Here is a 12279-nt window from a genome sequence, read left to right as displayed (position 1 = left end):
GTCCGCGGACTCGGTTTCGCGGACCATGTCGCGTGACCACTCGCCAGATTGATTGGTGAATTCGCGGTTCACCCTAGTTTTCCGCTGTCTTGCCCTGAAATCCGCTGTTTTCAGCCAAAAATGCCTTTGACAGCGCGCCTAAAAAACTCTCAATTCCTCCGTCTTCGCCGAGGCGATTCAGCCATTCCCACCCGAAGACAAAACAAGGGGGTTTCCCAGAATGAACAAGAACGACCTGATCACCGCAGTCTCCGACTCCAGCGGCCTTTCCAAGAGCGACGCTTCGAGCGCGGTCGAAGGCGTTTTCGACGCCATCACCAAGTCGCTGTCGAGCGGCGACGAAGTGCGCCTGGTGGGCTTTGGCACGTTTTCGGTCGCCAAGCGCAAGGCCTCGACCGGTCGTAACCCGCGCACTGGCGAGCCGATGACGATCAAGGCTTCGAACCAGCCCAAGTTCAAGGCCGGCAAGGGCCTCAAGGACGCCGTGAACTAAGCACGATTTCCGCATCCGCGCGCTTGACGCGCGGATGGAACCGAACTGCGCCGCGCTTTCCATCCCGGGAGGCGCGGCGTTTTCGTATCGTTCAGTCGAATGCCACCAGCGCGGTGGGCGGCTGCTGCGTCGACGGCCCTACATTCCACCTCAGCGACTGCCCGCGTGCGTGCGGCTTGGGGCCTTCATCGGTGTTGTTCGCCAAGATCCGTCCATCGGTGACGATCGTGAATGTGCCCTGGGGCACGACAATTCGCGGGGCTTCGCCGCTTTCCTCGGCCTGTGCCATGGCAGCAAGGGCGGCGAAAGACGCCGTGCCCCAAGACGGTTCTTCCTTGCCTGCAGCAAAGGCGGGGGCATCGACGCGCACTTCGCCGCCGTCGCGCAGGTTGATGCTCACGAAGGCATTGGCCCCCGGCATCCCTTCGACCGTGGGAAAGACGAAATCGTGCGTCAGTGTCCCGGCAGTGACGAAGCTCACATCAAAGAGGCCGTCACCCCGATACTCGACCTTTTCCCAGCCCCGCTGGCGTTCCAGCCGCGTAGCGATCTCCTGCGCGGCCTGGGGGTCGGACGGATCGATACTGCCGACGAACTGGCGCAGCATTTCCGCTTCGCGTACGCGCTCTGCCGCGCGTTCGCCGGCAGTCTCTTCCCATTCCGCGCGCTGCGCAGCGATCTCGGCCTCGCTGCAGTCGCGGACCTCGTAATCCTCGTCATAGCATTCGGCTTCGAAGCGCTCTTCGCTCGCCCGGCTCATCTGTGCCAGCTGGCTGAGGGCGAGCATCTCGATCTCGCCGTCATAAGCGAAGGAGAACCTTTCGTCGGAATACAGATGCAGCTCGCTGCTGAACGTCCCCGGCGACAACAGGCATCCGCCGAGCGCGAACGATGCGGACAGCGCGATAAGGATGCGGTTCATGTCGGTTCCCCCGTGTTGAAGTGGGCTAGCGCGTGGCGACCGCGTAGAGCGCTATCGCTCCCGCGTTGGACACGTTGAGGCTCTCGATCTGGTCTCCGATCGGCAGTTTCGCGAGCACGTCGCAATGCGATTCGATATTCTGCCGCATGCCTTCGCCTTCGGCCCCGAGCACCAGCGCGATGGGTCCTGCGGCCAGCGTTTCGCCCAGCGTCGCATCGGCAGTGCCGGTCAGACCGATGCGCCAGTATCCCGCCTCGGCGATCTGCTCGAGCGCGCGTGCCAGATTGACGACGCGGACCCAGGGCAGCACTTCGAGTGCGCCGGAGGCCGATTTGCCGATCACGCCGCCTTCGGGCGGGGCATGGCGATCCTGTGTGACAAGCGCGGCGGCGCCGAATGCGGCCGCGGAACGCATGATGGCGCCGACATTGTGCGGATCGGTGACCTGGTCGAGCACCACGATCGGGCGCGCCGGGTCTCCGTCCAGTACCTCGTCGAGATGCGTGTCTTCCAGCGGCGCGCATTCGAGCACGAGTCCCTGGTGCGGGGCATCCTTGGCCACCAGCCGCGCCAGATCGGTCGCTTCGGCGTATTCGAGAGGGAAATCCGCCGGCAATTCGCCATCGAGCGTATCGATCGCATCGCGCGTCGCCCACAGCTTGCGATGCACCCGGTCGGGGTTCTTGAGCGCGGCTTCCACCGCGTGCCGGCCCCACAGGCGCACCTGCCCCGATCCCGCGCGGCCGCTGCCCCGGCCGCCCTTCATTCGGCCCGCACGGCCCCTGAGTGCGCGTTTGCGTTCGCCTTTAGCCATCGAATACGTCCTGTCTGTAACTTTGCATGGGCCTGTGCCAGCGAGGGCATTGACAGGCAAGCGCCGCTTCGCCAAAGGGGCGCCTCTCGGCACGGGGTCGGACTATCCGATCCCTCGATTTCCTCAGTGAAATGGCCCGTGTGGACAGGTGGCCGAGTGGTTAAAGGCAGCAGACTGTAAATCTGCCCGCGCAAGCGTACGCTGGTTCGAATCCAGCCCTGTCCACCACCGCCACTTAGGCCCCGGAAATCATTGAGAAACAGGGGTTTTCACCTTCCGACTGTAACACAGAGTTGCTACACGGAAGGCATGGAAACGATGTTCAAACTCACCCGGCGAAAGGGCTCCGCCAGATGGCAGGTGCGCAAGCGTTGGCCGTCCGATGTCGCTCCTATCCTCCGAGGTGAGGGGTTCGTGAAATCGACGGGGGAGGAGGACAGAAAGGCCGCTCAGGCCAAACTCCCTTTCATGGCGGCCGAATATGAGCGGCTAGTGGCAGAGGCCCGCGCCAAGCTCGCAGAAGCTCCGAGGGAGGAACTTTCTGAAGCAGAAGCGCACCGGATGGCTGCCGAGTTTTATCGAGATATGCTGCCGCGCTACATCGTTAGCCGCCCGGTCCACCCCGCAGACCACAAACGTCTCCTAGCCGAGACCCGCAGTAGCCTTGAGACCGCGCGGGCCATGCTGGGCCGCAATGACTTTTCGCCGGTTGCCGGGGTTGCGGAGGTCCTCGCTAGTCAGGCGGGGCTCTCGCTGCCAGATGACGCGCCAGCTTGGGAGCCTCTCCACCGAATGCTCATGCGCGCCTTTGTGGAGCTCCACGAGGTCGCGGCGGCGAACCTGTCGGGCAATCCCGGCTACACTCCGCGTGACCCAGTAATCCGCGAAGTTCCCGCGGCCCCCGAGGGAGCTCCTGCCTCCCGCACGGTCGAGCAGCTGATAGATAGATATGAGGCGGACAAGGCGCCGGGGTGGAGCGGGTCGACCAAGAAGGCCGTGAGACCCGTCTTTCGCCTCGTGCGAGACGTGTTCCCCGGCAGGGGGGTCGACAGCATCACCCGTGAGGAGGCGCGTGGGGTGGTGACGCTGCTGGAGGGCCTGCCCGTGAACATGGGCAGAAAGAAGGCGCTGGAGGGGATGACGGTGCCCGAGGCCGTGAAGAAGGCCGCCAAGCTAGGGCTGCCGACCATCAAGCCCAAGACCATTAATGACGGCTATCTCCTCCACATCGCTTCCCTCTTCAATTGGGCCCGGAAGGAGCAATGGGTCTCCGCCAATCCTTTCGAAGGCCTGTCGGTCTTCGACCCAGTAGACGATGAAGACCGCCGGGACCCTTTCACGGTCTCGCAACTACAAACGGTGTTCACCTCCGCAGCTTGGCAAGAGCCTTGGAGGGAAGGGAAGGGCAAGGCGGGTGACTATTGGGTCCCCCTCCTTTGCCTATTTCACGGTCTCCGCAATGGCGAGGCGGCAGGGCTGAGAGTGGAGGATGTGGGTGAAGAGGAAGGCATCCACGTCATCCGGCTCCAGCCTTACGGAACCCGCAAACTCAAGACAAAGGGAAGCCGGGGCACGCTCGCTCTACACCCCGAGTTGGTCCGGCTAGGCTTCCTGCGATATGTGGAAGTTCGGCGCGGGACCGGGAAGGAATTGCTGTTTCCAGAGGGAGCAATGAATAGCCGGGGGCAAGTGGGAGCGAAAATCGGCGAGCGGTTTAGCAAGCTGGTGAAGCGGCTGGGCTTGGAAGGTCGCAAGCTGGGGATGCACTCGTTCCGCCATTGCTTTGAGGACCGCTTGCGCGAGGCTGAGCTTCCCGAGAGGACCGCGCTTGCTTTGGCTAGGCGAGGAGAGCCGGGGTCCGGCAAGGTTTATGGGGCCGGGCTGTCAGCGCGCCTCAAGGCAGAGGCGATTGCCAAAATTGCCTACCCCGGCCTCGACCTGTCGCACCTTTACCCGTGAGCCCATCCATGCGCGCTGTCAGTGAAGCACCGCCGCTTGAGTGGACTCGCGTTCCTCTCACAGCGGCCGCACGGCTAGCCCTATGCGACCTAGTAAATGCGCTGGAGGCGTCCGAGGACCGAAAGCGAGTCCGCAAGCCCGCCGACAGGGAACGGCTGGAGAACGCAATGGAGGCGATGGTCTGTGCGCTTTTCGCGGCCTCCACCGACCCGAAAGGGGGCTGGCGGAGCTACAGCAGGGGACGAGACCATTATCCCGGCCTCTCCCGCTACAACCGCCCCGGGAGCGTGTCGTTGAAGGCCGTCACTACTGTCGCAGATTGGCTTCTCGCTTCTGGCTATGCGGAGGGGCAGGGCGGCTACTTCGAGAAGAACCCCTTTGGCGGCCCCGGTGGTTCCGGCCAGATGGCTCGCATCGGCGCGACCGCGAAGCTTGTGGAGCGGCTAGCAGAGCTCGGCATGAGTTCGCAGGACGTGGGTTACAGCGACAGGACCGAAACCATCATCCTACGAGACGGGAAGGAGCCCGGCGAGAGGTCGGGGCGGAGGTTGGAGTATAAGGATACGGCGGAGACCCTGCGGATGCGCGAGAACCTCAAGCGCATCAATGAGGCTCTCCAGCTCTATCAGGTTTCCGAGCCAGCCGATGGTGGCGGATATATTCCGCTCCCCCCGTTCCGCCTCTATCGCGTATTTAATCGTGGCAGTTTCGGCCACGGCGGTCGCTTTTACGGAGGGCCGTGGATTGCCATGCCGAAGCGAGAGCGGGCTGAGCTGTTAATAGACGGTGAGACGGTGACGGAGCTGGACTTCGGCAGCCTCCATCCCCGAATGATCTACGCCATCGAGGGGCTGCCGCTGGAGCCGGAGGATGACCCGTATGAGGTCGAAAGATGGACGGGGGACGAGTGTCGGGCTTGGGTGAAGGAGGCATTGGTCCGGCTGTTGAACGCTGGACCTAAAATGCGCCGGACACGGCCAGAGAACCTGCAGCGGATACGGGGCAGGAGGTGGAAGGATGTCCTCGACGCCGTTGAGCAACATCACAGCCGCATCGGCGATTGGTTTCGCTCGGGACGGGGGCTGGAGTTGCAGCGGCTCGACAGCGACATTGCTGAGCGAGTGCTGTTGGACATGGCCGAGAGAGACGTCTGTTGCCTGCCGGTCCATGACAGCTTTCTTGTCCCATCATCCCACTCCGGCACCCTTCGCCTCTCCATGACCAAGGCATATCAGGAGGTCATGGGTGGGGTGTGTGTGGAGGTGGATGAACCGGTTATCCGGTAAGCGCATTCGGTAACCGCACCGCGCATCTGTACTTACTAGGAAGCATAAGCATCCCTCCGCACCATCGACCTCGACGGGACCCCGTGGTTCGTCGCGGTGGACGCGTGCCGTATCCTCAACCTTGACATACACGGCGGCGCGGGGCGTCACTTGAAGAAGCTGGCTGACGACGAGCGGCGTCTCTTTACGCGGCAGACCATCCCCCTGCCAGATTGCGGAGGCTTGTTTGAAGGCTCGGAGGTTCAGCTAACCGCCATTAGTGAAAGCGGCCTCTACAAGCTCATCATGCGCTCCGACAAACCGGAAGCCCGCAAGTTTCAGGACTGGGTGACGCGGGAGGTCCTGCCGGCCATCCGCAATTAGTGCCCATCTTTGGGGTAGGAAACATCCTTGCAGCCCGGGCCGGATAATTACTGTGCACCTTTGGATGAGAAGTCGCGGTGAGAGTTATGGCCCGCCGTGCGAGTCTCTTATTACTGCCCTCTCTTGGTAGATGGAACATCGGTCGAAAGCGGGACGTGGAGGCAATACACGCCCGCCATCCCTATGCAGCGCGCCGCTCCTACGCGCTCCCATCTACCAACCCATTTTTTTGGCCTCGCTGACTGACCGCAGCTTGCAGGCCCGTGGCGGGGTAAGCCGGTCGGACGCGACTTGGCCCCCGCCACACTTCCTCAGTTTCGATGCTCCTGCCGATGACCGGCGAGGCACGGAAGCGCCCGCATGGGCAACCGCCGCGGCATGTCCGCACCTCACTCAAACGAAAGGACACACTGTGTCTGACAATTCTACTCCCCCCGCCGCGCTCGAAAGCGACGGCTCCTCCAACTACACCCCCAAGAGCTACGACATTGCTCCCGAAGACCGGGACCTTGCCGACAGCCTAGTAAACCAAGACCCTATTCGAGACCTGTCCGGTCCGGTCTCGGTGGTCGGAGCCGTGAAGCTCCCTGAGAAAATTACACGCGAAATGCTGCCTACCGATGTGCGCGCAAGGGTCGATGCGCGCCTAGCAGACTTTCCCGAGGTCAATCGCGCCGCTGCCGAGGAACGCGTCATCCTCGAAGAAGCGGAACAGTATGCCTACGCCGTCCGCGTCTGGGGTGGCCCCGGTCCGAACGCAAACGCCTTTCAGCAAGAACGCTTCCTCGTCGAGCATGAAATCTTCGATGCGCAGCGCAAGCTCTCGGAGCGTCTGACCGCACTTCAAGAAATTGTTCGGCACGACCGCAAGGTTGATGAGAGCACCGGGGAAGAATACGACGAGCCGGTCTTTCGGCTGGGAGGTACTGCCCGGTCAGCGGCAGAGTACGAGGCGTCGGAGCTTCGCCAGCGCATCGCGCTCTTGCAGGGCTCCGAAGGCCAGCGCCGCTTGCAAAGGGCTGAGTGGCAGGCCGTTCAGGACGCTAAAAAGCTGCAAGAAGAAGCCGCAATCGACCGTGAGGCCCAAGCACAGGCAAAGGCCGATGTGCGCGCCGCCCGCGTTGCCGACCGTGCTAACGCATACCGAAAGTTTGAGGAAACGGAGCGATGAGAAGAAGGCGGGGTCGCAAGCCCCGCCCGTCTCCCGCGAACCCCTACCGACCCGGCAGTGCTCACTTTGCCGAGCGAACGCGGGAGCACTCGCAAACCGATGGCGACCTCACAGTCATTACCATCGGCACCCTACTTCCCCGAACATAACAAGCTAACCCAAGGAGCCCGCTATGGCAAACAAGGTCTCCCCCCCGGTCCCCGCCGGTCTCAAGTGGTGCCACGGCTGTGACGCTGCGCTGCCGCTAGATAGGTTTGCCAAGCGGTCCTCCCGGGGTCGGACGGTGCGGCAGTCCCGCTGTCGCTCCTGCCATGCCATTCAGAAGCAAGAGCAGCGGGTGAACGCCCGCCGCCGCTACGCTCATTGGACTGCGCTGGAGGAACAGGCCCGCAGGTCCCCTCCACTGCCCCTAGAATTGCCGCAGGAGGTCGACAGTGCCTTGCTACCCCTTCGCTAGCCAAGCGGCCTCAATCACGTGCCCAGAGCTTCGTCAGAGGTTCGTGAATGCGAGCCGGACGCTGCACCGCCTACCGCCGGCAGAGCTCCTTAGGTATGTCCGGCGGAGACCGCATTGGTTCGCCGCGTAGGTCCGTTTGATTTTCTGCGAAAATCTGAAGCGGGTTAACGTAGAACGCAATAGCCGCAGTCCCCCGCGGGGGTGGAGAGGGACGCAGGCCCTATGTTTCCCGAGCGCGTTTGGCCGCGGCTTCTAGTCCGTTATTCCGCTGGGTCTGGCACACAACGTTGGAAGGGCAATAGGGGCCTTTGTCGCCTTTTCGTGACATAACCAGATCATCGCGGCCAGTACCCCGTTTCTTCCAACGTCCGCCTTTCTTCCAAAAAGAGAACCACTGTTCCCAAGTGAACAGCCAGCCTATTTCTCGTTGCCGGGCACGTTTTCTCTGCGCCTTGTATGCCTTGCTCAGGCGCGCTTTTTGTTGCTCATCCATACTGGCTGCCCTTCAAACAAACCCGCGTAGGTGAGCCCTTTTGCGCTTGGCCGCGAGCGTTCGCTGTGCGGGTTGATATCGGTTAGCATCAGGTGACGAACAATTGCTTACCGAAGATTTTCCATTTTGGGTAAACTCCTAGCGGACACGATAGCCGGACACTGTTTCTGTGCATTTAGGATTGACTGTAGGTTTTTCGGACATTAGTCGGTGAGTCTCTAGACCCTATTCGGACAGGAATGCACTATGTCTCAGATCATCGGATATGCCCGCGTCAGCACCGAGGACCAGGACTGCGCTATTCAAGAAGAGGCGCTGGTGGCGGCCGGTGCCGGCCTTATCCGCAGCGAGCGGAAGAGCGGCACGAGCACCAAGGGTCGAACAGAGCTCGCCACTGTCCTCGATTTCCTGCGAGAAGGTGACACGCTCCTAGTCACCCGCATCGACCGCCTCGCCCGGTCTCTAGGTGACCTTGAGAAAATCGTCGGGGAACTGCGGGAGAAGGGCGCGCACCTCAGGGCCACGGAGCAACCCATCGACACTTCAACCCCGGCAGGGCGGGCGTTCCTACAAATGCTCGGCGTCTTTGCAGAGTTTGAGACTGCCATCCGCCGTGAGCGTCAGCTTGAAGGGATAGCCAAAGCCAAGGCGAAGGGCGTCTACAAGGGCCGCAAGCCTTCTGTGCCCGTCGGCCGGGTTCGCGAGATGAAGGCGGAGGGCAAGGGAGCAAGTGCGATTGCCAAGGAGCTCGGCATTGCTCGCAGTAGTGTTTACGAAGCGTTGAAATAATGCGTGGTGCCTTGAGGCCCTGCTTTTTTCTGGGGATTGGATAAGTTGCACTCGGTGCTGTGCGGGGAGAGATCGCTATTGTAATGGGATGGGCCCCTCTCTCCTCTTTGATAAATCGTTCTTGCAGAGCCTCAATCTTGATGAGGCGGTAATTCTCGACCAACTCTTTACCTGCATCATCACTCCGTTGTTCTTTGCGGAGACGCTAGGAGGCTTGGCTAAGGCATCCTCGGGCCGAAGGCGGCCAGAAGCCGTAGTCGCTTCCTTAGCTGAAAAGTCGCCCATTGCTCACAGCTATCCCAATGCTTTTCACCGTCGTCTTATCGTCAATGAGCTATTGGGCATGCCCACCGAAATGAGGCGTAGGCCCGCTTTGCCGGGGGGTATACCAGTGCAGTCGGAGGGAAAGTCTGGGATTGTTTTCAAGCAGGGGCCAGAGAATGAAGCGTTTTCCCGGTGGCAGGACGGAGAGTTCTCTGAGATTGAACGAATAATCTCCGCTTCATGGCGTGACCACTTGGGGAAACTGGATTTGGCTTCAATGGCTAAGACCTTCAAAGCCGCACTTTCTAAGACTGACCTTCCGAAGAACCACCAACAGGCAAGAGAAATGGCAAGGGCCTTTGTGTGGTCCAGCGGCAAGAATATCCAAGCCGTTAGGTTGGCATTCGCAGTGTTTGATATTTCAGCAGAAGACCAGAAAGCCATTTTGCAGCGATGGAAGAAAGCGGGATTTCCTCCACTCCCTCAATTTGCCCAATACACCGCGTTCTGTCTTGAGGTGGAGTTCTACTTCTATTTGGCGATATCGAACGGCATTATCTCGGACCAACGCGCCAGCAACAAGGTGGACATAGGCTATCTCTATTATCTGCCGTTCGCGAGTGTGTTCGTTTCAAACGACAAACTCCACCGCGCCTCTGTTCCGCTCTTTACCGAATCTGACCAAACCTTTGTGTGGGGGCCGGAGCTCAAGAAGGACCTCACAACTCTCAATGACCGGTTTCAACAGCTCCCGGAGGAGCAGCGTGCCCAAGGCATTTTTACGTTGGTAAAAGAGCCCCCCCGCGACCACAACGGCATAGTCAGCATGCTTTGGGATAAACGAGATAAGGACTGGCGAAGTCAGAAGGAGCGAAGCGTCCGCGACCCAGAGATTGGAAAAGAGATAGTGCGAGAAGGCAGAAAGCTTCTCAAAGCTGCCGACGGCCGTCCTCCTGAAGTCTATCCACCCAACTTCCCTAGCTTCGACACGGTCGATAGAATTCTTATTGAGCGCCGAATTCCCGTCCACAGGGGTAGTTGGAGGATAATCTCCGAAGAAGTCGCCGAGCAGGACAAGGTCTGAACGAGATAGTTTGGGGTGTCGGCACTTTTATGCTACACAATGCCACACAGTCGGAAAAATAAGCCCTTGTTTTAAAAAGCTTTACGTGGACAATTTAGCAATCCAGCCCTGTCCACCACCGCCACCCTCTACTAAATGACAAACCGGCCCGCGGGGCTCGGCGGTCAGCTCGCGCGCGCCTCGAGGTCGGGTAGATCCTGCAGGACGATTTCGCGGCGCGAGGGCAAGTCGATGACGCCCGCATTGCGCAGCCGGGTCAGTTGCCGGCTCACCGTTTCGATGGTCAGGCCCAGCACATCGGCGATCTGCTGCCGAGAAAGCGGCAGCGGGACGTGGGTGCCTGCGCGGGCTTTGGCGTTGCCCAGCCGTTCGCCGATCTCCAGGAGGAAGCTGGCGACCTTCTGTTCGGCAGTCATCCGCCCCAGCAGCAACATCCAGCGCCGGCTGCGATCGAGTTCGGTCAGCGTTCGTTCGAGCAATTTGTGTTCGAGCCGGGGGTGATCCCTGGCGAAGCGTTCGAAATCCTTCCGTTCGAAGACGCAGATGACCGTGTCGGTCAGCGCCTCAACTCCATAGGGCGAGGTTTCGCCGAAAGGCCGGCCGAGGAAATCCGAGGGATAGACGAGCCCGAGGATCTGTTCCTTGCCATCGGACAGATGCGTCGAGAGCTTGAGCATGCCTTCGATGACGTTGGCCACCAGCACGGCCTCGTCGCCTTCCCACATCAGCTGCTCGCCCGCGACCAAATGGCGCCGCCGGCCAATGCCGTTGAGCAGGCCGATCTCGCGATCATCGAGATCGGCACAAATCGCACGATTGCGGATCGCGCAGGCATCGCAGAAGCTGGTCGGACGGCTGAGGGACAGTTCGGGCATGCGGCTGCGGTATCGAGTCGCCGTGTCATTGCCAAGGGGGGGCATCGGTCTGGCCTGCGGCGTCTCGCGGCGCAGCGGCCGGACGGCAGGGCGGGGCAGGTTAGACGGTTGCGAGAAAATCTGAGCGAGACTAACCAGCCGCAATGAGCCAGAACCAGAATTCGGCCGGGCGCGCGGTCATCTCCTCCACCGGGCTGTTCACGCCCGGCGAAACCATAACCAATGAAGAACTCGTCGAAAGCTACAATCGCTACGTCGAGATATTCAATGCCGACAACGCGCAGGCGATTGCGGCGGGCGAAGTCGCGGAACTGCAGCCCAGTTCGGTAGAGTTCATCGAAAAGGCGAGCGGGATCAAGGCGCGCCACGTAATGACCAAGGCGCCGATCCTCGACCCGGAAACCATGGCGCCGCGGATGCGCGAACGGTCGAACGACGAACCTTCGGTGATGGCGGAGATCGGCGTCAAGGCGGCGCGCGATGCGCTCGAGCGGGCAGGCCGTGACGTGGCCGATGTCGACGCGGTGCTGTGCGCGGCGTCCAACATGGAGCGCGCCTATCCGGCGATGGCAATCGAGATCCAGCAGGAGTTGGGGATCGACGGTTTCGCCTTCGACATGAATGTCGCATGCTCGTCCGCGACCTTCGGCATCCAGACCGCTGCCGATTACATCCGCGCGGGCAATGCGCGCAGCGTGCTGGTGGTCAGTCCCGAAGTCACCAGCGGCCACCTCAACTGGCGCGATCGCGACAGCCACTTCATCTTCGGCGATGTGGCGACCGCCGTCCTTGTCGAGGATGCCGAAATGGCCCCGGCAGAGCATTGGGATATCCTCGGTACGCGGCTCAAGACCGTATTCTCGAACAACATCCGCAACAATTTCGGCTTCCTCAACCGCGCTTCACCCGAAGGCGAGGGGAAGCCGGACAAGCTGTTCGTCCAGGAAGGCCGCAAGGTCTTCAAGGAGGTCGTGCCGATGGTCGCCGAAATGATCGTGACCGAAGCGGAGCGGCTTGGCATCGATCCGCAGGCGCTGCGCCGGCTGTGGCTGCATCAGGCCAATGCGGGCATGAACCGGCTGATCGCGCAGCGGGTGCTGGGGCACGAAGCCAGTGCGGACGAAAGCCCTACGGTACTCGATACCTATGCCAACACTTCCAGCGCCGGGTCGATCATTGCCTTTCACAAGCACCACGAAGATCTGTCGGCCGGCGATACGGGGCTGATCTGCAGCTTCGGCGCCGGATACTCGGCGGGGGCGGTGTTCGTGCGCAAGGTGGGATGACACCTTGTGACCGTGGGGCCCAG

At 61.2% G+C, this 12279-nt stretch carries 12 protein-coding genes and 1 tRNA gene; 9 read left to right on the top strand and 4 right to left on the bottom strand.

What is annotated here, in order from left to right; translation table 11 throughout:
* Window positions 1–220 precede the first annotated feature (220 nt).
* On the top strand, window positions 221–493 hold the full coding sequence (locus tag SJY12_RS05960) for an HU family DNA-binding protein (RefSeq protein ID WP_050600063.1): 273 nt from the start codon (window positions 221–223) through the stop codon (window positions 491–493).
* A 91-nt stretch (window positions 494–584) separates the two neighbouring features.
* On the opposite strand, the gene SJY12_RS05955 is transcribed toward SJY12_RS05960, so the two are convergent.
* The gene (locus tag SJY12_RS05955; protein ID WP_397506457.1) at window positions 585–1415 is read right to left on the bottom strand and encodes a hypothetical protein; all 831 of its coding nucleotides are present in this window, start codon (window positions 1413–1415) and stop codon (window positions 585–587) included.
* Between the two features lie 25 nt (window positions 1416–1440).
* Complete coding sequence (gene rlmB / locus SJY12_RS05950; RefSeq protein ID WP_341859425.1) at window positions 1441–2229, bottom strand: 23S rRNA (guanosine(2251)-2'-O)-methyltransferase RlmB; 789 nt, start codon at window positions 2227–2229, stop codon at window positions 1441–1443.
* Window positions 2230–2371: 142 nt separating this feature from the next.
* Here rlmB and SJY12_RS05945 point away from each other — a divergent pair.
* From SJY12_RS05945 to SJY12_RS05925, 5 genes are all read left to right on the top strand, one after another.
* Window positions 2372–2457, top strand: a tRNA-Tyr gene (locus tag SJY12_RS05945).
* 90 nt (window positions 2458–2547) lie between these two features.
* The gene (locus SJY12_RS05940) at window positions 2548–4188 is read left to right on the top strand and encodes a site-specific integrase (RefSeq protein WP_397506455.1); all 1641 of its coding nucleotides are present in this window, start codon (window positions 2548–2550) and stop codon (window positions 4186–4188) included.
* Window positions 4185–5474 carry a hypothetical protein gene (locus tag SJY12_RS05935; RefSeq protein WP_397506453.1) on the top strand — a complete coding sequence of 430 codons (1290 nt, stop codon included), beginning with the start codon at window positions 4185–4187 and terminating at the stop codon, window positions 5472–5474. The genes SJY12_RS05940 and SJY12_RS05935 overlap by 4 nt, the downstream gene beginning before the upstream one ends.
* A 63-nt stretch (window positions 5475–5537) precedes the next feature.
* Entirely contained in the window at window positions 5538–5837 is a 300-nt protein-coding gene (locus SJY12_RS05930) for a Bro-N domain-containing protein (protein WP_397506656.1), read from the top strand.
* A gap of 412 nt (window positions 5838–6249) precedes the next feature.
* Window positions 6250–7008, top strand: a complete 759-nt coding sequence (locus SJY12_RS05925) for a hypothetical protein (RefSeq protein ID WP_397506451.1) — start codon at window positions 6250–6252, stop codon at window positions 7006–7008.
* A gap of 677 nt (window positions 7009–7685) precedes the next feature.
* Here SJY12_RS05925 and SJY12_RS05920 read toward each other — a convergent pair.
* Window positions 7686–7958: a hypothetical protein gene (locus SJY12_RS05920; RefSeq protein ID WP_397506449.1), complete on the bottom strand. Its 273-nt coding sequence runs from the start codon at window positions 7956–7958 to the stop codon at window positions 7686–7688.
* Window positions 7959–8204: 246 nt separating this feature from the next.
* Here SJY12_RS05920 and SJY12_RS05915 point away from each other — a divergent pair, with 246 nt between their 5' ends.
* Together SJY12_RS05915 and SJY12_RS05910 are read left to right on the top strand one after the other, a co-directional pair.
* On the top strand, window positions 8205–8747 hold the full coding sequence (locus SJY12_RS05915) for a recombinase family protein (protein WP_397506447.1): 543 nt from the start codon (window positions 8205–8207) through the stop codon (window positions 8745–8747).
* An 88-nt stretch (window positions 8748–8835) separates the two neighbouring features.
* Window positions 8836–10095 (top strand): hypothetical protein, encoded by a 1260-nt coding sequence (locus tag SJY12_RS05910; protein WP_397506445.1) that lies wholly within the window; start codon window positions 8836–8838, stop codon window positions 10093–10095.
* Window positions 10096–10259: 164 nt separating this feature from the next.
* Here SJY12_RS05910 and SJY12_RS05905 read toward each other — a convergent pair whose 3' ends face one another.
* Window positions 10260–10970: a Crp/Fnr family transcriptional regulator gene (locus SJY12_RS05905; RefSeq protein WP_050600021.1), complete on the bottom strand. Its 711-nt coding sequence runs from the start codon at window positions 10968–10970 to the stop codon at window positions 10260–10262.
* A gap of 143 nt (window positions 10971–11113) precedes the next feature.
* Between SJY12_RS05905 and SJY12_RS05900 the strand changes: the two genes are divergently transcribed.
* Window positions 11114–12256, top strand: coding sequence for a beta-ketoacyl-ACP synthase III (locus tag SJY12_RS05900; RefSeq protein WP_160767132.1), 1143 nt, complete (start codon window positions 11114–11116; stop codon window positions 12254–12256).
* Window positions 12257–12279 lie beyond the last annotated feature (23 nt).

It is taken from the genome of Qipengyuania sp. R86523 (assembly GCF_044596365.1).
Classification (GTDB): domain Bacteria; phylum Pseudomonadota; class Alphaproteobacteria; order Sphingomonadales; family Sphingomonadaceae; genus Qipengyuania; species Qipengyuania citrea.
Note: the sequence above shows the minus strand (reverse complement) of the source record. Positions and strands in the feature narration are given on the sequence as shown.

Bases quoted from the DNA above. Each gene is read 5' to 3' on its own strand.
- SJY12_RS05960 (WP_050600063.1), top strand. From the start codon at position 221: ATGAACAAGAACGACCTGATCACCGCAGTCTCCGACTCCAGCGGCCTT.
- SJY12_RS05940 (WP_397506455.1), top strand. From the start codon at position 2,548: ATGTTCAAACTCACCCGGCGAAAGGGCTCCGCCAGATGGCAGGTGCGC.
- SJY12_RS05910 (WP_397506445.1), top strand. From the start codon at position 8,836: ATGGGCCCCTCTCTCCTCTTTGATAAATCGTTCTTGCAGAGCCTCAAT.
- SJY12_RS05920 (WP_397506449.1), bottom strand. From the start codon at position 7,958: ATGGATGAGCAACAAAAAGCGCGCCTGAGCAAGGCATACAAGGCGCAG.
- SJY12_RS05915 (WP_397506447.1), top strand. From the start codon at position 8,205: ATGTCTCAGATCATCGGATATGCCCGCGTCAGCACCGAGGACCAGGAC.
- SJY12_RS05905 (WP_050600021.1), bottom strand. From the start codon at position 10,970: ATGCCCGAACTGTCCCTCAGCCGTCCGACCAGCTTCTGCGATGCCTGC.
- rlmB (WP_341859425.1), bottom strand. From the start codon at position 2,229: ATGGCTAAAGGCGAACGCAAACGCGCACTCAGGGGCCGTGCGGGCCGA.
- SJY12_RS05955 (WP_397506457.1), bottom strand. From the start codon at position 1,415: ATGAACCGCATCCTTATCGCGCTGTCCGCATCGTTCGCGCTCGGCGGA.
- SJY12_RS05900 (WP_160767132.1), top strand. From the start codon at position 11,114: ATGAGCCAGAACCAGAATTCGGCCGGGCGCGCGGTCATCTCCTCCACC.